The organism is Microbacterium trichothecenolyticum (genome assembly GCF_041938625.1).
GTDB lineage: Bacteria > Actinomycetota > Actinomycetes > Actinomycetales > Microbacteriaceae > Microbacterium > Microbacterium trichothecenolyticum_D.
Window position 1 is genome coordinate 1,171,230 of the sequence record NZ_CP169427.1, and the last position, 21,617, is coordinate 1,192,846.

Annotated in this window: 21 protein-coding genes and 1 tRNA gene; 18 read left to right on the plus strand and 4 right to left on the minus strand. The window is 69.2% G+C overall.

Going from position 1 to position 21,617, the window contains the following annotated elements; genetic code table 11:
* The first annotated feature begins 33 nt into the window (after positions 1–33).
* Positions 34–219, plus strand: a complete 186-nt coding sequence (locus ACEYYH_RS05245; protein WP_374978163.1) for a serine dehydratase beta chain — start codon at positions 34–36, stop codon at positions 217–219.
* Positions 220–292: 73 nt separating this feature from the next.
* On the opposite strand, the gene ACEYYH_RS05250 is transcribed toward ACEYYH_RS05245, so the two are convergent.
* Positions 293–1,975, minus strand: coding sequence for a 2-isopropylmalate synthase (locus ACEYYH_RS05250; protein WP_374978164.1), 1,683 nt, complete (start codon positions 1,973–1,975; stop codon positions 293–295).
* Between the two features lie 280 nt (positions 1,976–2,255).
* Between ACEYYH_RS05250 and ACEYYH_RS05255 the strand changes: the two genes are divergently transcribed.
* A complete protein-coding gene (locus ACEYYH_RS05255) occupies positions 2,256–2,924 on the plus strand; it encodes a FadR/GntR family transcriptional regulator (RefSeq protein WP_374977207.1) in 669 nt (222 codons plus the stop codon).
* Between the two features lie 351 nt (positions 2,925–3,275).
* Here ACEYYH_RS05255 and ACEYYH_RS05260 read toward each other — a convergent pair.
* The 3 genes from ACEYYH_RS05260 to ACEYYH_RS05270 form a co-directional block, all read right to left on the minus strand.
* Positions 3,276–3,348, minus strand: a tRNA-Met gene (locus ACEYYH_RS05260).
* Between the two features lie 117 nt (positions 3,349–3,465).
* A complete protein-coding gene (locus tag ACEYYH_RS05265) occupies positions 3,466–3,996 on the minus strand; it encodes a hypothetical protein (protein WP_374977208.1) in 531 nt (176 codons plus the stop codon).
* Complete coding sequence (locus ACEYYH_RS05270; RefSeq protein ID WP_374977209.1) at positions 3,993–4,400, minus strand: DUF4383 domain-containing protein; 408 nt, start codon at positions 4,398–4,400, stop codon at positions 3,993–3,995. Before ACEYYH_RS05270 ends, ACEYYH_RS05265 begins: the two co-directional genes overlap by 4 nt.
* Positions 4,401–4,598: 198 nt before the next feature.
* Here ACEYYH_RS05270 and ACEYYH_RS05275 point away from each other — a divergent pair, with 198 nt between their 5' ends.
* From ACEYYH_RS05275 to ACEYYH_RS05350, 16 genes are all read left to right on the plus strand, one after another.
* Positions 4,599–5,897 carry an MFS transporter gene (locus ACEYYH_RS05275; RefSeq protein WP_374977210.1) on the plus strand — a complete coding sequence of 433 codons (1,299 nt, stop codon included), beginning with the start codon at positions 4,599–4,601 and terminating at the stop codon, positions 5,895–5,897.
* 136 nt (positions 5,898–6,033) lie between these two features.
* On the plus strand, positions 6,034–7,023 hold the full coding sequence (locus ACEYYH_RS05280) for an NADP-dependent oxidoreductase (RefSeq protein WP_374977211.1): 990 nt from the start codon (positions 6,034–6,036) through the stop codon (positions 7,021–7,023).
* Between the two features lie 193 nt (positions 7,024–7,216).
* Positions 7,217–8,233, plus strand: coding sequence for a LacI family DNA-binding transcriptional regulator (locus ACEYYH_RS05285; RefSeq protein WP_374977212.1), 1,017 nt, complete (start codon positions 7,217–7,219; stop codon positions 8,231–8,233).
* Between the two features lie 65 nt (positions 8,234–8,298).
* Positions 8,299–9,969: an ABC transporter substrate-binding protein gene (locus ACEYYH_RS05290; RefSeq protein WP_374977213.1), complete on the plus strand. Its 1,671-nt coding sequence runs from the start codon at positions 8,299–8,301 to the stop codon at positions 9,967–9,969.
* A 62-nt stretch (positions 9,970–10,031) separates the two neighbouring features.
* Positions 10,032–11,009 carry an ABC transporter permease gene (locus ACEYYH_RS05295; RefSeq protein ID WP_374977214.1) on the plus strand — a complete coding sequence of 326 codons (978 nt, stop codon included), beginning with the start codon at positions 10,032–10,034 and terminating at the stop codon, positions 11,007–11,009.
* Between the two features lie 41 nt (positions 11,010–11,050).
* Positions 11,051–12,034, plus strand: a complete 984-nt coding sequence (locus ACEYYH_RS05300) for an ABC transporter permease (RefSeq protein WP_374977215.1) — start codon at positions 11,051–11,053, stop codon at positions 12,032–12,034.
* Positions 12,031–12,948, plus strand: a complete 918-nt coding sequence (locus tag ACEYYH_RS05305) for an ABC transporter ATP-binding protein (RefSeq protein ID WP_374977216.1) — start codon at positions 12,031–12,033, stop codon at positions 12,946–12,948. The genes ACEYYH_RS05300 and ACEYYH_RS05305 overlap by 4 nt, the downstream gene beginning before the upstream one ends.
* Positions 12,945–13,979, plus strand: a complete 1,035-nt coding sequence (locus ACEYYH_RS05310; RefSeq protein ID WP_374977217.1) for an ATP-binding cassette domain-containing protein — start codon at positions 12,945–12,947, stop codon at positions 13,977–13,979. The genes ACEYYH_RS05305 and ACEYYH_RS05310 overlap by 4 nt, the downstream gene beginning before the upstream one ends.
* Entirely contained in the window at positions 13,976–15,469 is a 1,494-nt protein-coding gene (locus ACEYYH_RS05315) for a glycoside hydrolase family 32 protein (RefSeq protein ID WP_374977218.1), read from the plus strand. The genes ACEYYH_RS05310 and ACEYYH_RS05315 overlap by 4 nt, the downstream gene beginning before the upstream one ends.
* Positions 15,466–16,959, plus strand: coding sequence for a glycoside hydrolase family 32 protein (locus tag ACEYYH_RS05320; RefSeq protein ID WP_374977219.1), 1,494 nt, complete (start codon positions 15,466–15,468; stop codon positions 16,957–16,959). The genes ACEYYH_RS05315 and ACEYYH_RS05320 overlap by 4 nt, the downstream gene beginning before the upstream one ends.
* A gap of 176 nt (positions 16,960–17,135) precedes the next feature.
* Positions 17,136–17,960 carry a DUF4397 domain-containing protein gene (locus ACEYYH_RS05325; protein WP_374977220.1) on the plus strand — a complete coding sequence of 275 codons (825 nt, stop codon included), beginning with the start codon at positions 17,136–17,138 and terminating at the stop codon, positions 17,958–17,960.
* A gap of 11 nt (positions 17,961–17,971) precedes the next feature.
* Positions 17,972–18,601: a class F sortase gene (locus tag ACEYYH_RS05330; RefSeq protein ID WP_374977221.1), complete on the plus strand. Its 630-nt coding sequence runs from the start codon at positions 17,972–17,974 to the stop codon at positions 18,599–18,601.
* 37 nt (positions 18,602–18,638) lie between these two features.
* Entirely contained in the window at positions 18,639–19,190 is a 552-nt protein-coding gene (locus ACEYYH_RS05335; protein ID WP_374977222.1) for an RNA polymerase sigma factor, read from the plus strand.
* Positions 19,177–19,920, plus strand: coding sequence for an anti-sigma factor (locus tag ACEYYH_RS05340; protein ID WP_374977223.1), 744 nt, complete (start codon positions 19,177–19,179; stop codon positions 19,918–19,920). Before ACEYYH_RS05335 ends, ACEYYH_RS05340 begins: the two co-directional genes overlap by 14 nt.
* A 167-nt stretch (positions 19,921–20,087) precedes the next feature.
* Complete coding sequence (locus ACEYYH_RS05345) at positions 20,088–20,678, plus strand: fasciclin domain-containing protein (RefSeq protein ID WP_374977224.1); 591 nt, start codon at positions 20,088–20,090, stop codon at positions 20,676–20,678.
* Positions 20,679–20,811: 133 nt separating this feature from the next.
* Entirely contained in the window at positions 20,812–21,606 is a 795-nt protein-coding gene (locus ACEYYH_RS05350; protein ID WP_374977225.1) for an IclR family transcriptional regulator, read from the plus strand.
* The last annotated feature ends 11 nt before the right edge of the window (positions 21,607–21,617 follow it).

A 21,617-nucleotide genomic window follows, 5' to 3' on the forward strand; every position in this document is an offset into this window, starting at 1 on the left:
GGCGTCTACGTCTCAGCGCTGTAGCTGTTCTCCATCGGGATCGGCCCGTCGTCGTCTCACACGGTGGGTCCGATGCGGGCGGCCAACGACTTCGCGGGCGAAGCGGCAGGCTGCAAAGACCTGACTCGGACTGTCGTGACCCTGTACGGTTCCCCCGCGTCGACCGCCGCTACTCCGAGCACTCCCTGGCGCTGCCGCTCACCGAGACTGAGGAGGTGAGCATCCCGGAACCCGGCAACGCTCGACAAGCCGATGCGCCCCTCAGGAGTGAGGGACGCATTCCGGTGGCTGTTCACTGCGGGAGCACGCCCGTCTTGGTCATCGTCGTATTCATGACGGCTGTGAGGGTGGCGGTGAGCACGGACCGGTCTTTGCCGGCGATCCATTCGATGCCCTGAGCATCGCGGTATTCGAGGAGGGTGAGCGCCTCGCTGTCGTTGCCGGAACTTGTGCTGGTCTGGTGGAGGGCCAGGATCTGGACAGCGAATCCGATCTGCGCGAGCGCTGCGGTGAGCGCCTCGACCGGGCCGATGCCGTCATGCCGGCTGGTCCGCTCGGCGCCGTTCGTGCGAAGCGTGATCGCGGTGCCCTGGTCGGTTGTGGCGAAGCCGGCGAGTTCGACCGGGGCCTCGGGTGGGGTGGCGAGGTAGGTGTCGTGGAAGATGTCCCAGAGTTGTTCGGCGGTGACTTCGCTGCCGGTGGCGTCGGTGTGCTGTTGGACATGGCGGGCGAAGTGGATCTGGAGGCGGCGGGGCAGCTCGATGCCATACGCCGTTTCGAGCAAGTAGGCGATGCCGCCTTTGCCGGACTGTGAGTTCACGCGGATGACGGCCTCGTAGCCGCGCCCGATGTCGGCCGGGTCAATGGGCAGATACGGCACCCGCCACTCGACTTCCCGCTCGGGCCGCCCCGACTTGACCGCGCGGGCGCGGTGCTCGGCAAAGCCCTTCTTGATCGCGTCCTGGTGGGTGCCGGAGAAGGCGGTGTGCACGAGATCTCCGACGTACGGGTGCCGGGGGTGGATCTCGATGCGGTTGGCGTATTCGACTGTGCGGCGGATCTCGTCGATGTCGGAGAAGTCGATCATCGGGTCGATACCCTGGGCGTGCAGGTTGAGCGCGAGTGTGGCGAGATCGACGTTTCCGGTGCGCTCCCCGTTGCCGAAGATGCACCCCTCGACCCGCTGCGCGCCGGCAAGAACGGCGAGCTCGGCGCAGGCCACCCCTGTTCCCCGATCGTTGTGCGGGTGCACGGAGAGGATCACTGCGCTGCGGCGGGCGAGGTTCTTGTGCATGTACTCGACCTGGTCGGCGTACACGTTCGGCGTCGCGACCTCCACCGTCGCGGGCAGGTTCAGGATCACTGGCCGCTCCGGCGTGGCGTCCCATAGTCCGGTCACGGCGTCGCAGACCTCGAGGGCGTAGTCAGGCTCGGTGAGGTTGAATACCTCGGGCGAGAACTCGAACCGCACGTTTGGAAGGTGCCCCGCGAACCTCAGCACGTCTCGGCCACCGGCGAGGATCAATTCCTTCAGCTCGCCACGGCGGTGGCCGAGGACAACGTCGCGCCAGATGGGTGCGGTGGCCGTGTACATGTGGATCACGACGGGGTTGCGAATGCCGCGGATGGACTCCACCGTGCGCTCGATCAAGTCGCGGCGGGCTGGGGTGAATACCACGATCGTCACATCCGCCGGTGCGATATCGCTCTCGGCGATGAGGCGCACGAAGTCGTAGTCGGTCTGTGAGGCGGACGGATAGCCGACTTCGATCTCCGTGTAGCCCATCGCGATCATGAGCTCGAAGAAGCGACGTTTGCGCGCCGGGTCCATCGGCTCGGTCAGCGCCTGGTTGCCGTCGCGCAGGTCCACCGGCACCCACAGCGGGGCAGCGGTCAGGCGGTGGGCAGGCCAGTCTCGTTCGGTGAGCGGGACGGTGACGCGCGAGTGGACGTCGCGGTAGCGGTGCGAGGGCATCTGCGAGTGACGCTGCCGATTCCAGGCGGGCGCCTGCGGCGGGATGGGGCCTCGAGGCGTGGAGAGGGACTGGAAGGCGCTGCTGGTCATCGTTTGGTTCCTGTCGGAGTCGTTCACATTCGATCGACCGGCGCGCGTTTCGGCTCCACGTCGGGGGAGCCGGTCTGGCTAGGCCCCGCCGTGGCAGCGAAGGAGAAGGAACGATGAGTTGAGCACGGGACAAAACTACCACAACTCCTCAGACAAGTAGAGAAGTTCGGGCGGATGAGAGAATGACCGCATGACGATGGTGCGCCGAGAGTCCCTCGCCGAACAGGCCGCCGAGCTCCTTCTCGCCCGCATCCGGGACGGCGAATGGGAGGTCGGCGAGAAGCTGCCGGGCGAGACGAAACTCGCACCGCAACTCGGTGTGGGGCGATCCACTGCGCGCGAAGCGATCCGCACCCTCGCCGGCCGCGGCATCCTCACCACCCGCCAAGGTGCAGGCGTGTTCGTCACCGCTGCCGATATCCCCGAAAGCTGGGACGAGATCCTTCAGCGCGCCGACATCGTCGCCGTCCTTGAGGCGCGCACCGCGATCGAAGTCGAGGCCGCCGCCCTTGCCGCAGAACGCCGTACCTCCGTCGAGCTGAAGAAGATCCGAGGAGCGCTCGACGAGCGCGAGCGCCACCGCACCCACCTCGACGAGCACGTCGAGACCGACATGGCCTTCCACCGCAGCATCGTCGCCGCTGCGCACAGCCCGATCCTCCTGGACCTCTTCGACAGCTTCGCGCCTCGCAGTCGCCAGGCAATGATCGAGATGCTCCGCCACCGCAGCCATCACGGAGGTAACACCGATCACAGCATCCATGAGCGCGTCTACCAGGCGATCGCCTCACGCGACATCGAGGCCGCCGCGGCTCTGGCCAGGGCCCACCTCCACGCACTCAGAGAACTGCTCAGCTGAAACCGTAAACAACCTTTGCCAGCAACAGCTAACCGGTCCGTCAGGGCGCGGACGCCGGTCGCGCGCGGCGTCAGGAGGGACGGCTCTGCGAGACCGCAGCTTCCTGCAATGAAGAGCGAGACGCTAGGGGCACCGGTGAGGCACGGGGATCCCGCCTCTTCCTGCACCGGCGAGTGGCAGGGGCGCGTGGCGGTCCGGTTCCGAGCGCTGAGCGGGTGCTGCCGCTCGGTCGCGCGGGTGCGGCGAGGTCGTTCTGCAGCGGTGTCCAAATTGTGCCCAGACCGGCCGCAGCCGTGACGCCGAGGGGCGCGATCCCAGCGTTTCCGACGGGGTGCGGTCCTCCCGGGTTCGACGCGACGGCGGGAGTCGAACCCGCAACGCTGCCGGGTATGAACCGGAGCCCGGGACCGCCCGGATCGCCGCGATGACCTCCACGCTAGACGCCGCGCGCTTGGATCGCCGGTGAGTGTCGGAGCGTGTCGGGTCATGACGCGATGTGACGCTGCCCGAGCCTCTCTAGAGCGCACAGGCGCGGCATCCGTCAATGTCCGTCGTGGGTGACGACAGGAAGCACGGTGCCGTCGGCGTCGAGGAGGGCGGCTCCCTGGCAGGCACCGAGCGCGGGCACCACGACGAGTGTGACCAGCGCCGCCGCGCCGATCAGGCCCCACAGGCTCGAGCGCGGGGACGGATGCCGCGTGCCTCGGAGGATCCCGCAGGCCACGGCGACGCCGAGTCCCAGCAGCAGAGCCACTGCGAGGATGCTCGCTCGCCCCGGCCCGGTCGAGAGCAGCGCGATGGCAACGCCCATCCCTACGAAGAGGGCGGCGACTGCCGCCCGTGGCGTCGGAGTGCGGTCGAGGTAGAGAGTCGTGGCGCCCCACCCGAGACCACCGAGTCCCACCGCGACCGACACTGCACCGAGCGCCTGCGAGAGCGTGTCGGCCTGCACGGCGACGATCGCCGCGGCACCGAGTCCGACGGCGACGAGCCCGAAGCCCCACGCCCCGACCGGAACCCACGACGGGGCGCGGCTGACACGCCCCGTCGTGGACCCCTGAACCATGGTCACGCCGTCGCGACCTGCGACGAGCGCTCGGCGGCCAGGCCGACGCCGAGCAGCACGATGGCGCTCGCGAGGTGCAGGAAGTGGTCGGGCGCGTTGAGCGCCAGGATGTTCGCCGGCGTGCCGACGAGGAAGAAGCCGATGACACCCAGCAGCAGGTATGCGGCGCCGACCGTGATGTTCACGATCTTGGCCGGGCGCGCGCCGGCGATGCCGGCGATCAGCAGCGCCGCTCCGATCAGGAGGTGCGCGACGTTGTGCAGCGGGTTGACCTCGAAGATGCCCAGGAGCAGTCCGCCCTCGGTTGCGATGAAGCTGATGGGACCGGTGACGAAGAAGCCCAGAAGACCGACGATGAGATAGACGGCGCCGAAGACCGTGGCGACGATGCGATTCGGTGACGAGCCCATGAGAGACCTCTCTTTCCCAGCGGCGATCTGCCGTGCTGTGAGGGTTGTTCGGGGCGGGTGCGAAAACGGATGGGGTGCGCCGGGAAGAGGTTGCTCGCTGGATCGGGGCTTTCGACTCGCTCGTTCCTCGCTTGCTCGGCGAACGAGGAGTCGGGAGAGGGGAGCGGGGCGGAATTCGCCGGTCGGTACGCTGGGGACGTGCGCGAGGAGGCAGCGGGCGGCGGATCGGCCTCCGCTCCGTCGTCGCGCGAGGTCCTCCGGCTTCCGGGGTTCGGCTACTTCTGGAGCGCGACAACGATCCGTGCGTTCGGCGGTGCTGTCGCCGGCGTCGCGGTCCAGATCCTCATCGTGACCGTCATCGTGGCCACCCCGATGCAGATCAGCGTCTTGAGCGCTCTGAGCGTCGTGCCGTACCTCTTCCTCGGGTTGATCATCGGCGCACTGATGGATCGCTGGCGTCGGCAGCGAACGCTGGTGATGACCACGATCGGACGGGCGCTGGCCCTCGCTTCGATTCCGGTCCTCCTTCTTCTCGAGGCGCTGAACTTCTGGTCGCTGGCAGTCGTGATCCTGACTCTCGGCGTCCTCACCCTGTTCGCGGAATCCGCAGCTCAGTCGTTGCTGCCCCGCCTCGTTCCGCGAGGTTCGCTCATCATGGCGAACGCACGGCTGGGTCAGAGCGAGACCGTTGCGACGACCGCGGGGCCGGTTGTCGGTGGGGCACTGATCAATCTGCTCGGCCCATCGATCCTGTTCGCCCTCGACGCGCTCATCAACGCCGTCGCGGCGTTCCTGCAGTGGCGAATCAAGGTGGTCGAGCCGAAACCGGAGCCGCGAGCGGCGGGGCGACACGTCGGGCACGATATCGCCGAAGGCATGCGATACACCTATCGCCACCTGACGCTCCGGCCTCTCGCGTTGTCTGTGCACGTCTGGTTCCTGGGCAACAGCATCGTGTCGACGGTCTTCGCCGTCTTCGTCCTGCGCGAACTCGACTTGCCGTCGTGGGCGTACGGCGTCGCCCTGGCGTTCGGAGGGGTCGGCGGCTTCGTCGGCGCGATGATCGCGCCTCGGATCGGGTCGTGGCTCGGCGCTGGGCGGGCGATCCTGCTCGGCCGGTCTCTGGTGGTGGTCCCGTGGTTACTGCTGGCGGTGGCGCCGCTGACGGCCGGAAGCGGTATCGGTGTCGTGCTGGTGGTCGTCTCGGCATCGCAATTCCTCTACGGCTTCGCCATGGGCATCGAAGACACCAACGACATCTCCTATCGGCAGGCGGTGGCCCCCGACGGAATACAGGGGCGAATGAACTCGACGATCCGGACCGTGAACCGGGTCGTGTTCTTCTTCGGGGCCCTGCTGACCGGCGTCTTGATGACCTCTCTCGGTTATCAGCTGACCATCGGGATCGGCGCCGGCGTCTTTGCGAGCGCTGCGCTTGTCATCGTGTTCTCACCCCTGCGCGACGCCCGACACGACGATCGCGCGGATCCGCGCTGAGCCGAGAGCAGCAAGCTCGCTCGACGGCCGAGGGATGGCGACTGCGGTGCGGGCGCATCCGTGAACGCATCTTCGCCGGAATAACTTCTGGGAGGCCCGACGACGAGCCTTCGAGAGACGGCAGGAGGGGAATGTCATGCGCGCACCCACCGAGGCATTCGCATACCGCTACACCCACTACGGCGACGCCGATGTGCTCAAGCGCCATCACTACCCGCTGCCGGTTCCCGGGCCGGGCGAGGTGCTGGTCGAGGTCATCTCGACGGCTATCAACCACATGGACGCGTTCCTGCGCAACGGCAAGGAAGACACCTGGCGCGACGACCCGTGGCCGCGCTCGTCCGGCAGCGACTTCGCCGGGATCGTGCGCGCGTGCGGCCCTGGCGTGACCGCACTCAGGGCTGGCTCCGACGTCGTCGGCCACACCCGGACCGGCGCCCACGCCAGCCATGTCGTCGTGCCGGCCGACCAGCTCGTGCTCAAGCACAGGGACATCGAGTGGGAGGTTGCCGGCGGCCTCTTCCTCGCGGGAGCCACGGCGCTCGAGACCCTCGACGACCTGCGGATCGGGGCATCCGACACCATCGTCATCTCCGCCGCGGCAGGCGGCGTCGGCAGCATCGAGGCGCAGGTGGCGAAGTACCGCGGTGCGCGGGTGATCGGCACGTGCGGCGAGCGCAACTTCGACTACCTGCGGCAGCTCGGCATCACGCCCGTGAAGTACGGCGACGGGCTCGTGGAGCGTATTCAGCGGGTCGCGGGCGGGCCGGTCACCGCGTACATCGACAACTACGGCAAGGACGGAGCCGATGTGGCCGACGCGCTCGGTGTTCCCCCCGGCCGCTATCGCTCGAGCGCCTCCCGGCGCGAGGTCGAGCTTCGCCTGCTCCGGGACGACCCCGACTCCGTCGCGCATGCGACCCAGGTGCTGCAGCGCGTCGTCGACCTCGCCGGCACGGGTGCGTTCCGGCTGCTCGTGTCGGGCCTCTATCCGATCGACGACATCGTGGACGCGTTCGACGACCTGGCCAGACTGCACGCGCGCGGCAAGGTCGTGCTGGCCACGCATCCGGTCACGCGGGTGCGGACGCTGCGCGCGCGGGAGGTATTCGAGCGGATGCCGTGAACCTCCGCGCCGCCACCACTGGCGAGCGCTCGTCGGCTCGGATTCGACCTCGCCGCCCTTGAGGCCCACCGGGCTTCCGTGCCGGGGCACAGGCGTGGACGTCTTGCGCCCGCTCGCTAACTCGCGTTAGTATCGCTCTGGCTACCAACTCACGCGCGTTAGTTCCCTTCGCGCGTCCAACGAAGGACACGACATGTCAGAGACGACCAGGCGCGCGGTGACCATGGCGGACGTCGCCCGTCACGCCGGCGTCTCGCGCTCTGCCGTCTCGTTCGTGCTCAACGACCGGCGCTCGGTCAGCATCGCCGAAGACACGCGGGACCGCGTGCTCGCCGCCGCGGCCGAGCTCGGCTACCGCCCCAACGCGGGCGCTCGTGCGCTCGCGAAGAAGCAGAGCGACTGGTACGGGCTCGTGACCGAGATCGTCACCGCGCCGTTCGCCGTCGAGATCATCAAGGGGGCCCAGGACCGCGCCCTCGTCGATGAGAAGTACCTGCTCATCGCGTCGACGGAGTCCGACCCCGCCGTCGAGACGGCGGCGATCGAGAGGCTGCTCGAGCAGCGGGTCGAGGGACTCATCTATGCCGCCACCTGGCACCGCGCGGTCGAGCTGCCCGAGATCGCCCGCGAGGTGCCGACGGTGCTCGTGAACTGCTTCGACGCCGAAGGCCGCTATCCCGCGGTGGTTCCCGACGAGCGCACCGGCGGGCGCCGCGCGACGGAGCGCCTGCTCGCCGCAGGGCACCGCCGCATCGGGTTCATCAACCTCGATCCTGAGATCCCCGCCGCCGTCGGCCGGCTCAGCGGCTACCACGAGGTGCTGCAGGAGGCGGGCATCGCCGCCGACGCGAACCTCGAGATCTCGGGACACGCGACCGCTGACGGCGGTTATGACGCAGCATCCGCTCTTCTCGATCTCACCGACCCGCCCACCGCCATCTTCTGCGCGAACGACCGCATGGCGATGGGAGCGTACGACGCGATCAAGGAACGCGGCCTGCGCATCCCGCACGACGTCGCCGTCATCGGATTCGACAACCAGGAGCTCATCGCGGGCTACCTCAGGCCGGGTCTGACGACGGTTGCACTGCCCTTCGACAAGATGGGCGCCCTCGGCGTGGAAATCCTCGCCGGCATGATCGCGGGTCAGTCGACCGGCACGGGAACCGTGACGGTCGACTGCCCGCTCCTCGAACGCGCATCGGTGTGACTGGACATCTCCTCCGACGCGCAGCCCCCTTCGGCTTCAACGAAGAAGAAAGGAACACCCTCATCATGACAGTTCACCGCAAAGCGGTGCTGATCGCCGCCGCCCTGGCGGCCGCAGCAGCACTCGCCCTCTCCGGCTGCAGCGCCGGCGGAGGCGAACCCGCCGACTCGCTCGACGGCTCGCAGCTGTTGACCATCCCCCGTGAGGACATGGGGACGTTCGACCGCAACTTCAACCCGTTCGCCAACCCCGACTTCCCGATGACCCACGTGGCCATCTACGAGTCGATGCTCGTCTACAACCCCGCCGATGGCTCGACCACCCCGTGGCTGGCGACCGAGTGGGAGGTCGCGCCCGACAGCATGGGCATCACCTACCACCTGCGCGAGGGCGTGAAGTGGTCCGACGGCGAGCCTCTCGTCGCCGACGACGTCGTGGTCTCGTTCGACCTGCAGCGCGAGGTGCGCGGCGGGTTCGACTACATCGAGTCTGTGACGGCGGTCGATCCGCTCACGGTGCAGTTCGACTTCACCGAGCCGTTCTCGCCCGCGCTGCTCGACATCGGTCAGCAGGTCATCGCTCCCGCGCACGTCTGGAACGACGTCGACGACCCGACCAAGTTCGCAAACGAAGAGCCCGTGGGCACCGGCCCGTACACCGAGATCACCAACTTCCAGGCGCAGTCCTTCGACCTGGGCAAGAACCCGAACTACTGGCAGCCCGAGAAGCAGCAGATCGAGGGCATCCGCATGCTGGCGTTCGCCGGCAATGACGGCGCGAACCTCGCCGCCGCCAACGGCGACGTCGACTGGGCTCCGCAGTTCATCCCCAACATCGAGGAGGCGTACGTCGCGAAGGACCCGGAGCACCGGTTCTACTGGTTCCCGACGACCGGGTCGATGATCAACTGGCAGTTCAACACCACCAAGGCGCCGTTCGACGACGCGAACGTGCGCAAGGCGCTGTCGATGGCGGTCGACCGCGAGCAGGTCACCGAGATCGGCATGCAGGGCTACACGCACCCCGCCGACTGCACCGGGCTGTCGGGTTCGTACGACGCGTGGCGTGACGAGGCCGTCGTCGATTCGTGCACGTGGACCGAACGAGACCTCGAAGGCGCAGGGGAGCTGTTGGATGCCGCGGGCATCACGCTCGCCGCCGACGGCACGCGCGTGCTTCCCGATGGTTCACCATTCGCCTTCGACTTCTCGGTCGGCTCCACCTCGAGCGACTGGGTGTCGGTCGGCAACGTCATCTCGCAGAACCTCGCCGAGCTGGGCGTGACTGTCACGGTCGCGGCGAAGGACTGGGGCGACGTCGTCGCCTCGTATGAGAACGGCACCTTCGACTCGGGCATCGTGTGGAGCGCCAATGCCCCCACGCCGTACCAGTTCTACCGCGGTGTGATGTCGACCGAGACGGTCAAGCCGGTCGGTGAACAGTCGTTCGACAACTATCACCGCTACGGCAACCCGGAGGCCGACGCGCTGCTCGCGCAGTTCGCCGCGAGCTCCGACGAGGCCCAGCAGCAGTCGATCATGAACGATCTTCAGGCTCTGTTCGCCGAGGTCGCGCCGGTGGCGACACTGTTCCCCGGACCCGAGTTCGGCGCCGCCAGCACCCTGCGCTTCACGGGCTGGCCGACAGAGGACGACCCGTACGCACCCCTGGGTGGCGTGCGCTCGCGCACCGCCGTGCTGATCCTGACCAGCCTCGAGCCGGTCGTCGCCGACTGACACATCGTGTCGTCCTGCTGCGCCGCCCGTGCGGTGCAGCAGGACGACCGTGGAGACGCATCATGGGCTACATACTGCGACGGCTCGGGTTCTACCTCGTCGCGTTCTGGGTGTCGATCACCCTCAATTTCTTCCTTCCGCGGTTCATGCCCGGAGACCCCGTCTCGCGCATGGTCGCGCGGCTGCAGGGGCAGATCCGCCCCGACCAGATCGAGGCGCTGCGCGAGACGTTCGGCCTGAGCGACGCCCCGCTGTGGGAGCAGTACCTGCGCTACCTCGGCCAGATCTTCTCCGGCAACCTGGGATTCTCGATCTCGCGGTTCCCGACACCGGTGATCGACGTGATCTCGAGTGTGCTCGGCTGGACGCTGCTGCTCGGCTTCGTGTCGCTGATCGTCGCCGTCGTCATCGGCAATGTGCTCGGCATCCTGGCGGCCTGGCGCCGTGGCGGCATCCTCGACTCCGTCGTGCCGCCGGTGCTGATCTTCATCGGCTCGTTCCCCTACTTCTGGCTCGCGATGGGTCTGCTGTATCTCTTCGGGGTCACGCTCCAGGCGTTCCCGCTGCGGCACGCGTACGAGGTGGGCACAGTGCCCGAGTTCTCGCTCGCCTTCGTCGGCGACGTCGCGTATCACCTGATCCTGCCCGCGACGTCGATCGTGCTCGTCTCGATCGGCGGCTGGATGCTCGGCATGCGCAACACGATGATCGCCACCAACGCCGAGGACTACATCGTCATGGCCGAGGCGAAGGGCCTGCGCCCGAACCGCGTCATGATGCAGTACGCGGCCCGCAATGCCCTTCTCCCGTCCGTCACCGCATTCGGCATGTCGCTCGGCTTCGTAGTCGGCGGCGCGCTGCTCACCGAGGTCGTCTTCGCCTACCCGGGCGTCGGCTACACGCTGCTCGCCGCGGTGCAGAACCTCGACTACCCCCTCATGCAGGGACTCTTCCTCACGATCACCACGGCCGTGCTGATCGCCAACTTCCTCGTCGACATCGTGTACGTGCGCCTCGATCCGCGCGTGCGCGTGAGCTGAACGGAGGGTGCGACATGTCACTCGCGCAAGATCCTCGCGTCATGGCCGAGCTCGATCTCGGCTCGCCTCCCGGTCCCGACGGCCAGGTCGTCGCGGCCCCGCCTCCGCGCCGCCGACGCGGCGGGGGAGGGCTCCTCCGAGGCCTCCTCGGCAACGGGAAGTCCCTCTCGGGCGTCGTCATCCTGGTGCTCTTCGCGCTCATGGCGATCTTCGCCCCGGTCATCGCCCCGGGCGACCCCACCCTGATCCAGGGCATCGGCTCACAGCCGCCGTCCGCCGAGCACTGGCTCGGCACCACCGCGAAGGGGCAGGACGTCTTCGCCCTCAACGTGTGGGGCTCGCGATCATCGCTGTTCGTCGGATTCACGGTCGGCATCGCCGCCACCTGCGTCGGCCTCCTCGTGGGTCTCGCGTCGGCCTACCTCGGCCGCACGGTCGACAACCTCCTGTCGCTGGTGACGAACGTGTTCCTGCTCCTTCCCGGTCTGCCGCTGCTGGTCATCCTCGCCGCGTTCCTGCCGCAGGGCCTCGGCACCGTCATCGTGGTGCTCGTCATCACGGGCTGGGCCGGCTCCGCCCGCGTGCTGCGCTCGCAGGCGATGTCGATCCGCGGCAAGGACTTCGTCTCTGCCGCCCAGGTCACCGGTGAGAGCGGGCTGCGCATCATGTTCCGCGAGATGCTGCCCAACATGGCGTCGATCGTCATGAGCACGTTCCTCGCGTGCGTCATCTTCGGCATCGGCGCCCAGGCGGGTCTGGAGTTCCTCGGACTCGGCGACATCAGCACCGTCAGCTGGGGCACCAACCTCTACTGGGCGAGCAACGACGGTGCCCTGCTGACAGGTGCTTGGTGGGTCTTCGTCCCTCCCGGCGTGTGCATCGCGCTCGTCGCCTTCGCGCTGGCGCTGGTCAACTACGGCGTCGACGAGACGACGAACCCGCGCCTGCGCCGGCCGCGCCGCCGGACCACCCCCGACGCGCCGACGCCTGTCGCCGCGCGCACGCGGAAGGAGGCGGCACGATGACCGCTCCGCTCCTCGAGGTCCACGACCTGTCGGTCGAGTATGTGACCGAAGCCCGGACGGTGCGCGCCGTCGATCGCGTGTCGTTCTCGATCGCCGAACGCGAGGTGTTCGGTCTGGCCGGTGAGTCCGGATGCGGCAAGTCCACGATCGCCAACGCGATCCTGCGGCTGCTGCGCGACCCCGCGCTCATAGCCGGCGGCTCGATCCGCTTCGCCGGCACCGATGTGCTGGCGCTCACCGCCGAAGAGCTGCGGAAGTTCCGCTGGCGCCAGGTGGCGATGGTGTTCCAGAGCGCGATGAACTCGCTCAACCCGGTGATGACCATCGGAGACCAGATCGCCGACATCTTCACCACGCACGAAGGCGCGTCGCGCAAGAGCGCGCTGGCACGCGCGGGCGAGCTGCTCGATCTCGTCGGCATCCCCCGCCAGCGGCTGACGTCGTACCCGCACCAGCTGTCGGGCGGTATGCGGCAGCGCGTCGTCATCGCGATGGCGACGGCGCTGCGACCGCCGCTGCTCATCATGGACGAGCCGACCACGGCGCTCGACGTGGTGGTGCAGCAGGAGATCATGGCGCAGATCAAAGACCTGCAGCGCGAACTCGGGTTCGCGATCCTCTTCATCACCCACGACATGTCGCTGATGGTCGAGCTGTCCGACCGCATGGCCGTCATGTACGCGGGACGCTTCGTCGAGACCGCCCGAGCCGGAGAGATCTTCGCTGCGCCGCAGCATCCGTACACCCGCGCCCTCATGAACGCGTTCCCGCCCATGTCGGGTCCCCGGGCACGACTGCAGGGGCTGGGCGAAGGAGTACGGTTCCGCGACATCCCCGACCTCGAACAGGTCGGCCCCACGCACTGGGTCGCACCGAGCGACGGCGCATCCCTCATGACGGAGACGATCTCATGACCGCACACGACACCCCCGTGCTCTCGACACGCGGACTCGAGAAGACCTTCACCATCGGCGGGACACTGTCCCGCAAGCGTGTACGCGCCCTCGGCGGCGTCGACCTCGACATCGCCCACGGCGAGATCGTCGCGCTGGTCGGCGAGTCCGGCAGCGGCAAGTCCACCCTCGCCCGGTGCCTCGCGCGTCTGGAGCAGCCGTCGGCCGGCACGTTCCTCTTCGAGGGCGAAGACATCATGGCGACCTCGAAGCGACGGGCGACCCGGGAGTATCGCTCGGCGGTGCAGATGATCTTCCAAGATCCCTTCGGCTCGCTGAACCCGGTGCACCGCGTCGGCCACTTCCTCGAGCGTCCGCTGCGCATCCACGGAGCCGCGTCCGGACGCGCCGCGATGGAGCAGGCCAAGCAGCGACTGATGCAGAAGGTCGGCCTTCCCGCCGAGATGCTCGAACGCTACCCGCACGAGCTCTCCGGCGGTCAGCGTCAGCGCATCGCCATCGCCCGCGCGCTCGCCGTCAACCCGCGGCTGATCCTGGCCGATGAGCCCACGTCGATGCTCGACGTGTCGGTGCGGATCGGGGTGCTGAACCTGATGCGGACGCTCTGCGAAGAGCAGGGCATCTCGATGCTCTACATCACTCATGATCTCGCCTCGGCCCGCTACCTCGCCGACCGCATCGTCGTCATGTTCGCGGGCGAGTTCGTCGAGGGCGGCGACGCGATGGAGCTGCTGGCGAACCCGCAGCACCCGTACACGCGGCTGCTGATCTCGGCGGTACCCGACCCTCGGCGCACGGAGCCGTTCGACGCTGTCGAACGCGCTCACCTCCGCCGTCAGGTGCTGACGCCGTCTTCCTGCGCGCTGGCCCATACCGCCGCCGAGCCGTGCTCCGACACGAAGCCGGTCTTCCATCGTGTCAGTGAACAGCCCGAGCACTGGGTGCGGTGCGGGCTCTACGCCCCGCCCTCCGATGCGCCCGGCACCGCCCTGGAACCGTCCGACGACCTCGAAGAGAGCCCTGCCGCATGACCGCGACGTCCACATCCACACTCGTCCCCGCGGAGTTGATCGCGCGCGCCGCCGCCGACCCGCACCGTCCCGTCTACCACTTCACCGCGCCGGCGGGGTGGCTCAACGACCCCAACGGCCTCACCCAGCGTGACGGCGAGTACCACCTCTTCTACCAGTTCAATCCGTACGAGCCGCTGCACCACCGCATCCACTGGGGGCACGCCGTCAGCACCGACCTGGTGCACTGGCGCGATCTGCCCATCGCGCTGACCCCGAGCGACGGCCCCGACGTCGACGGGTGCTGGTCCGGCGTGCTCGTGTACGACGGCGACACCCCCACAATCGTGTACTCCGGTCGGCACGGTGAGAGGGAGCTGCCGTGCGTGGCGACGGGTTCCCCAGATCTCGTCGAGTGGACGAAGGTCGCCGAGAACCCGGTGATCGCGGCGCCGCCCGCGGGTGTCGAGGTCACGGCCTTCCGTGACCACTGCGTGTGGCGCGAAGGCGACGCCTGGCGCCAGCTGATCGGCTCCGGCATCCGCGGCCAAGGGGGAACGGCGTTCCTGTACGAGTCCACCGACCTGCGCGAGTGGGCGTACGTCGGGCCCCTGCTGGTCGGCGACAGCGCGGCGGGCGAGGCGGGCGCTCCCGACTGGACCGGCACCATGTGGGAGTGCGTCGACCTGTTCCGGATCGGTGGCGAGGATGCCGCGCACCGCGACATCCTCGTGTTCTCGGCGTGGGACGACGGTGTCACCCACCACCCGCTCTACTGGTCCGGTCGGTACGAGGACGACCGCTTCACGCCGACCGCGCTGCATCGCCTCGATCTGGGCGGACGCTACTTCTACGCGCCGCAGTCGATGCGCGACGAGTCGGGCAGGCGCCTCATGTTCGGCTGGTTGCAGGAGGGGCGACCCGACAGCGCCGCCATCGCAGCGGGGTGGTCTGGAGTCATGTCGCTGCCGCGCGTGGTGACGGCGGCGCCGGACGGGTCCCTCCGGCAGGCGCCGGCTCCCGAGGTCGACGCGCTGCGCGACGAGCAGGTGGCGTCCCTCTCGGCGGTGCTGAGCACCGAGCCGGTGGAGGTCGTCCGTGGGGACGAGCTCGACCTCGAGCTGCGGCTGACGCTTCCCGACGGCGGTGCCGTCACGATCGCCCTCCGGGCCACCGACGACGACGCCGAGCGCACAATCCTGCACCTGCAGCGGCACGGCGGCCGCGCCGAGCTGACGCTCGACCGCACGCGGTCGAGCCTGGACCCCGCGGTCGACGCGAGCCCGCGCGCGGGAGAGGTGCCCGTCGAAGCCGACGGCCGCCTGGACGTGCGGATCCTCGTGGATCATTCGGCGCTCGAAGTCTTCGCGGGCGGAGTCCCGCTGACGACGCGCGTGTACCCGACCCGCCCGGACGCCCTCGGCATCCGCCTATCCGGGGACGGCGTCCCGGCGCAGCTGCGCGTCTGGTCCATGCACACGGTCGCCCGGGACGCGGCGGGCGGCGCATGAGCAGCGGCACAGGGCAGCCGGCCGGGCGCACCATGCGGCCGGAGTTTCATTTCAGCGTGCCCGACAACTGGAAGAACGACCCGCAGCGGCCGGTCTTCGTCGACGGCGAGTACCACTACTACTACCTGTACAACGCGCACTACCTCGCCGGCGGCATCGGCACGTCGTGGCGTCGGGCCACCACCCGGGACCACGTGAGCTTCGTCGATCATGGCGTCGCCATCGAGAAGTTCACCAACGGCAACGGTGACTGCTGGTCGGGATCGCTCGTCATCGACACCGAGGACACCGCCGGGTTCGGACGCGGAGCCGTGGTCGCCGTGGTCACGCAGGCCCGGGTCGACCAGGTGCCGGAGGGAGGCCAGGCGCAGTACATCTGGTACTCCACCGACGGCGGCCGATCCTTCCGGCCCGGCGCGAACGACCCAGTGCTGGCCGACCCGCAGCGCACGGAGTTCCGCGACCCGAAGGTGATCTGGGACAGCAGCCGCGACCGGTGGTTCATGGCCCTCGCCGAGGGATACCGCCTCGGCTTCTACGCGTCGCCCGATCTCGCCACATGGACACGGGTCGGCGAGTTCGCCCGAGGCGACCTGGGACTGCTCGAGTGCCCGGACATCTTCGAGATGACCGCCGACGACGGATCGTCGCGCTGGGTTCTGGGCGTCAGCGCCAACGCGAAACACCGCGGCCTTCCCGCCACCTACGCCTACTGGACGGGCGCCTTCGACGGCAGTCGATTCCTTCCCGATGCGCATGAGCCCCGCTGGCTCGACTGGGGCTTCGATTTCTACGGCGCCGTCACCTACCCCCACCACGACGCCTCCGGCGAGGAAAACGCCTCCCTTCGCCACGCCATCGGCTGGGCGAACTTCTGGGACTACCCGCACAACACCCCTACCCTCATGACCGACGGCTACAACGGCGACGACATGATCGTCCGAGACCTCCGGCTGGTGCGCGAGCACGACGGATACGCCCTCGCGGCCGCTCCCACCGCTGCGCTGACGGGGTACACCACTCGCACGCACCGCCTCGGTGATGTCGAGGTCGACGGCGACCTCGATCTCGGCATCCGCGCGCCCGCGTACGACCTGAGCTGCGAGATCCAGTGGGATACCGAGGCCGCCGACCATGCCGGCGACATCGGCTTCGAGGTGTGTCGCCCCGTCGGCGGGGCGCGCTTCGTCGCCGCCGGGCTCAACCTGTCCGGTCCGCACGCCTATCTGGACCGAACGCTGACCGTCAACCCCACGCGGGGCCGCACACAAGCGCCGCTCGATCCGTCAGCCGGGCGGGTGGGGATCCGCCTCCTGGTCGATCGGACGAGCGTCGAGCTGTTCGTGGACGACGGGCGGAGCGTGCAGTCGCACCGCGTCTTTCCGGCCCCCGGAGATGACGGGATCCGGCTCTTCGCCCGCGGCGCGACTGCGGTCTTCCGTGATGTGACGATCAGCGAACTCTCCGTTCCACCGACACCGCGAGCCTGACCCGGGCGACGGCGTGCTCGTGAGCGGCGAGGCACACGCCGACACTCGCGACCGACGACCACGGCCACGGCCACGACATTCCAGAAACCTCGACCCTCCTGCATCCGAACCTGCGCCTCCGGGGGAACAACTCTTCACACGGCGGCGACAGAGCCGCTCGGAGAAGGAGGAACACCATGCGAAAGAAGGTTCTCGCGGGGCTCGCCGCCGGCATCGTCGCCGCCCTCAGCCTGGGCGCTCCCGCAACCGCAGCCACGACCGGCAACGCGGTGCTCTCGGTGCTGCACGGCATCCCCGACACGCCGGTCGACGTCTATGTCAACGGCGAGCTCACACTCGACGACTTCCAGCCGGGCGACCTGGCAGGGCCGCTCGATCTGCCCGCAGGCGCCTACGAGGTCGCGCTCACGGCACCCGACGCGACTGACGCCAGCGCGCCGGTGCTCGGCCCGGCGACGCTGACGCTCGAAGCCGGCAAGAACTACACGGCGGTCGCTCATCTCAACGAGTCGGGCTCGCCGACGCTCACCCCGTACGCCAATGACACGTCGCCGACCGCGGCGGGGCAGGGGCGTCTCACCGTGCGGCACGACGCGGCCGCGCCCGCGGTCGACGTGCTCGCCGGCGGGACGGCCGTGATCGAGGGACTCGCCAATCCCGACGAGGCGACCCTCAATCTCGCCCCCGGAACCATCGACGCCTCGGTGGCCGCGGCGGGTACGACGGAGCCCCTGATCGGACCGGCGCCCGTCGACGTGCAGGAGGGCGCGCTGACCATTGTCTACGCGTGGGGCAGCCTCGAGGACGACAATCTGGCGCTCGCCGTGCAGACCGTCACCGGCCTGCACTCCGCTCCCGACGGCGTGAACTCCGGAACCGGCGGCCAGCTGGCGCAACGCGACCTGCTCGTGCAGTCGATGTGGGTGCTCGGCGGTCTCGCGGTCGCCGCGGCGGTCGCAGCATCCGGTGTCGTCGTCGCCCGCAGCCGGGCACAGCGCTGAACGGCTGCACCATGGCCAGGGCGGTCGCAGGGTATGGAGCTTCCCTTGCGATCGCCCTCGCGCTGACGGCGTGCGGCTCACCCCCACGAGTCGCCCCGTCGGCGTCGGCACCTTCGGCGACGGCGACGGCGCTCCCCACGCCCGCCGTCCAGGTGCCGGTCGCGGCGGCCACCCCACCTCCCGCACGGCAGCCGGTGCCGCCGGTCAGGGTGGTCGCCGCCTCCATCGATGTCGACGTGCCGGTGGTTCCGGTCGGCGTGGAGACCGGCGGATTCATGGAACTGCCGGCCGACCCCGCGATCGGCGGGTGGTATCGCTTCGGCGCCGACCCCGCGGCATCCGACGGCAATGTCGTGATCTCGGCCCATGTCGACTCGCCCGAGTACCCGATCGGCCCGTTCAGCAGGCTGCGCGATCTGGCCGTCGGGGAGGTGGTGGAAGTGACGGATGCTGCGGGGGACGCGCGCCGCTACGCGGTGCAGAGCGTCACCTATTACCCGAAGGCTGATCTGCCGGTCGACGACGTGTTCGCCCGATCGGGTGCGCGCAATCTCGTCCTGATCACGTGCGGCGGGGAGTTCGACTCCCGCACGGGCCGCTACGCCGATAACGTGGTCGCGATCGCGACCCCGATCACGTGAGCCGGCGACGGTGCCGGACGAACAGAGGGGAATCAGCGTGGACGACGAGGAAGAGCGCGAGCTGTGCGGCCGCTTCGCCGCCGGCGACGAGCGCGCCCTCGAGCAGATCTACCGCCGCTGGTCGCCGATCGTGTTCACCCTCGCGCTGCGGGTCCTCGGCGACAGAGGCGATGCCGAAGACGTGACGCAGAAGACGTTCGTCTCGGCGTGGACATCGCGCGCCTCGTACGATCCGGCGAAGGGGCGCCTGTCGACCTGGCTCGTCACGATCACCCGTCGTCGCATCGCCGACACCCTCGATGCGCGCCGGCGCGTGCGCGAGCTGCAGGAGAAGCTGCAGCGGTTCGCCATCGCCGACGACCCGAGCTCGTCCGGCATCGACCTCGGAGACCGCCTGCTGCTCGCCGACGAGATCGAGCGCCTCGAGCCCGACGCTCAGCGTGTGGTGCGGCTCGCGTTCTACGACGACCTCACCCACCAGCAGATCGCCACGCGTCTCGACATGCCGCTGGGTACCGTGAAGAGTCACATCCGCCGAAGTCTCACCCGCCTGCGCGACCGATTGGAGGTGCCGCATGTCGCATCTTGACCCCGAGCGCCTTGCGCTGGTCGCCGTCGGAGAGACGCTGACGGAGGCGGAGACCGCCCACCTCACGACGTGCGACGTCTGCTCGCTCGAGCTGGCAGAGCTCGAGCACACGGTCGCGGTCGGACGGTCCACCGTGAGCCTGGGCGAGCTCGAGACGCCGCCGGAGCGCGTCTGGGATCGCATCCTGGACGAGGTCCGGTCGCAGCCGGAGGCCGCAGCATCCGTGATCCCTGCCGATGCTTCCGTTGTCTCTCCACCGGCTGTCGCGGAGAGCCAGCCGGAACCGGGCCGCAAGAGGCGGACGGGACGGATGCTGTTCGCCCTGGCCGCGAGCATCGCTGCGGTGCTGGCGATCGCCGGCGTGTGGAACCTCGTCCGTACGACGCAGCCGGTCGAGATCGCGTCGGCGACCCTCGACGCCTTCCCGGACCACCCCGGCGCGGTCGGGACGGCCGAGGTGACCGAACAGCCGGACGGGGAGCGCGCCCTCACGGTGAGCATCGACGATTTCGACGAGAGCGACGGGTTCCGCGAGGTCTGGCTGATCACCGCGGATGCCTCCGACCTCGTGAGCCTCGGCGAGCTCGACGGCAAGAAGGGGACGTTCATTGTTCCCGCAGACGTCGACCTGCGCGACTTCGTGCTCGTCGACGTCTCGCAGGAGCCGCGCGACGGCGACCCCGCCCACTCCGGCGACTCGATCGTGCGCGGGCAGCTCGACTTCAGCTGACCGCGCGCGGCTCGGGCGTGCGGGAGAGGTCCGCCCCGGGGCCGGCCGGGTCCGGATTGAGGACGAACTTTCGGCTGCTGCATCCAACTCCGCGGTTGCGGGCGAATACCTCTCTGGCACCCTCCGTTCGGACCGTGCCGGGCATCGCATCGAAGGAGATCGGAACCATGAAGAAGTCTCGCCTCGCCGTCGCGGCCGTCGCCGCGCTGGCGCTCGTCCTGACGGCCACGCCCGCGCAAGCCCACGGGGGCTCCGCCCCGACGGGCACGGTCGTCGACGTCGCGGTCGCCGCCTCCGGCGGCGGAACCCCCGACGACAACCCGTGGGACTACGACATCCTCGTCCAAGCGCTGGTCGCCACCGGCCTGAACGGCGCGCTCGCGGACGCGAGCCAGACCTACACGGTCTTCGCGCCGAACGACCGCGCGTTCCTGCGGCTCGTGACCGACCTCACCGGCACAACGCCGGCCAGCGAGGCCGACGCACTGGCGGCCATCACGTCGACGTTCACCGGTGAGCAGATCTCGAACATCCTGCTCTACCACGTGGTCGCGGGCCAGAAGCTCGGCTTCATCAAGGTCCTCACCGCGGGCTCGCTCAAGATGGCCAACGGAGGCGTCGTCGAGCCGCGCGGCATCAAGCTGCGCGACGAGACTCCCGCGCTCAGCGACCCGCGGCTGGTGGTCTGGGCGATCAATATCCCCGCCACCAACGGCGTGATCCACACGATCGACCGCGTGCTGGTTCCCGCCTCCTGACGACCGGCGGGCGTGCCGTGGTGGGCCTCGCTGACGGGGGAGGCCCTCCACGGCGCCGCGCACTCCCCGCACGGTCGCGGCCGGATCGCCCTTCTCGGCGACGCACCGCAGATCCGCTGGATATCCTCTCCTTGTGTCGCTTCGTGAGGATCTCGTTCCCGAGCGCACCAGCATGGGCCGAGGGATCGAGGTGCTGTCCTGCGTCGCGCAGCTGTCGGCGTCGGGTGCGCACGGTGCGTCCGTTCAGGACATCGCCCGCGAGCTGCAGCGCGACCGCTCGCAGATCTCGCGCACACTCGCCGCGCTCGCGGCCGAGCGGCTCGTGACGCGGGGTCCGGACGGGCGCTACCGCCTGGCGTGGGGCTGGTATGCGACCGCGGAGCAACTCGTCGACCGGCGTCTGCGCAGTGAGGGTCTGACGATCCTCGACGACCTCTCCGCGACCATCGGGGAGGCATGCTTCCTCGGTGTCCTCGAGGGTGACGCGACGGTCACCGTCGTCGAGAGCGTGCCCGCCGCGGCACGCATGATCGGCTCCTGGATCGGCCGGGCCTACCCGGCGTTCTGCAGTGACGCAGGTCAGGCGGTGCTGTGGGATGCCTCGGACGACGAGATCCGCGGGGTGTTCAGCCGCACCGAGTTCCGAAGCACCGGCCCGAACGCCGCCACGTCGGTCGACGAGTTCCTGGCGCGGCTCGCCGGGGCGCGGACCAGGGGCTACGCGATCGTGGCGGAGGAGGCCGAACCGGGGCTGTACTCGGTGTCGGCGCCCGTCTGGGATTTCCGGGGCGAGGTCATCGCGGGTCTGCAGATCGTCGGAGAGCGCCACAGGCTCGAGCCGAGGTCGGCGGCTCTGGGGGCGGCGTGCGTCGACGCCGCGCACCGACTCTCCGTGGCGCTGGGGGCCGCTGCCGCGCGCATCAGCTGAACCCGCGCCGC

What these genes read in the sequence shown, in the direction of transcription:
- ACEYYH_RS05295 (WP_374977214.1), top strand. Translation starts at nt 10,032, where the DNA reads ATGGGCTACATACTGCGACGGCTCGGGTTCTACCTCGTCGCGTTCTGG.
- ACEYYH_RS05325 (WP_374977220.1), top strand. Translation starts at nt 17,136, where the DNA reads ATGCGAAAGAAGGTTCTCGCGGGGCTCGCCGCCGGCATCGTCGCCGCC.
- ACEYYH_RS05285 (WP_374977212.1), top strand. Translation starts at nt 7,217, where the DNA reads ATGTCAGAGACGACCAGGCGCGCGGTGACCATGGCGGACGTCGCCCGT.
- ACEYYH_RS05320 (WP_374977219.1), top strand. Translation starts at nt 15,466, where the DNA reads ATGAGCAGCGGCACAGGGCAGCCGGCCGGGCGCACCATGCGGCCGGAG.
- ACEYYH_RS05305 (WP_374977216.1), top strand. Translation starts at nt 12,031, where the DNA reads ATGACCGCTCCGCTCCTCGAGGTCCACGACCTGTCGGTCGAGTATGTG.
- ACEYYH_RS05300 (WP_374977215.1), top strand. Translation starts at nt 11,051, where the DNA reads ATGGCCGAGCTCGATCTCGGCTCGCCTCCCGGTCCCGACGGCCAGGTC.
- ACEYYH_RS05255 (WP_374977207.1), top strand. Translation starts at nt 2,256, where the DNA reads ATGACGATGGTGCGCCGAGAGTCCCTCGCCGAACAGGCCGCCGAGCTC.
- ACEYYH_RS05340 (WP_374977223.1), top strand. Translation starts at nt 19,177, where the DNA reads ATGTCGCATCTTGACCCCGAGCGCCTTGCGCTGGTCGCCGTCGGAGAG.
- ACEYYH_RS05280 (WP_374977211.1), top strand. Translation starts at nt 6,034, where the DNA reads ATGCGCGCACCCACCGAGGCATTCGCATACCGCTACACCCACTACGGC.
- ACEYYH_RS05310 (WP_374977217.1), top strand. Translation starts at nt 12,945, where the DNA reads ATGACCGCACACGACACCCCCGTGCTCTCGACACGCGGACTCGAGAAG.
- ACEYYH_RS05270 (WP_374977209.1), bottom strand. Translation starts at nt 4,400, where the DNA reads ATGGGCTCGTCACCGAATCGCATCGTCGCCACGGTCTTCGGCGCCGTC.
- ACEYYH_RS05290 (WP_374977213.1), top strand. Translation starts at nt 8,299, where the DNA reads ATGACAGTTCACCGCAAAGCGGTGCTGATCGCCGCCGCCCTGGCGGCC.
- ACEYYH_RS05250 (WP_374978164.1), bottom strand. Translation starts at nt 1,975, where the DNA reads ATGCCCTCGCACCGCTACCGCGACGTCCACTCGCGCGTCACCGTCCCG.
- ACEYYH_RS05330 (WP_374977221.1), top strand. Translation starts at nt 17,972, where the DNA reads ATGGCCAGGGCGGTCGCAGGGTATGGAGCTTCCCTTGCGATCGCCCTC.
- ACEYYH_RS05315 (WP_374977218.1), top strand. Translation starts at nt 13,976, where the DNA reads ATGACCGCGACGTCCACATCCACACTCGTCCCCGCGGAGTTGATCGCG.
- ACEYYH_RS05345 (WP_374977224.1), top strand. Translation starts at nt 20,088, where the DNA reads ATGAAGAAGTCTCGCCTCGCCGTCGCGGCCGTCGCCGCGCTGGCGCTC.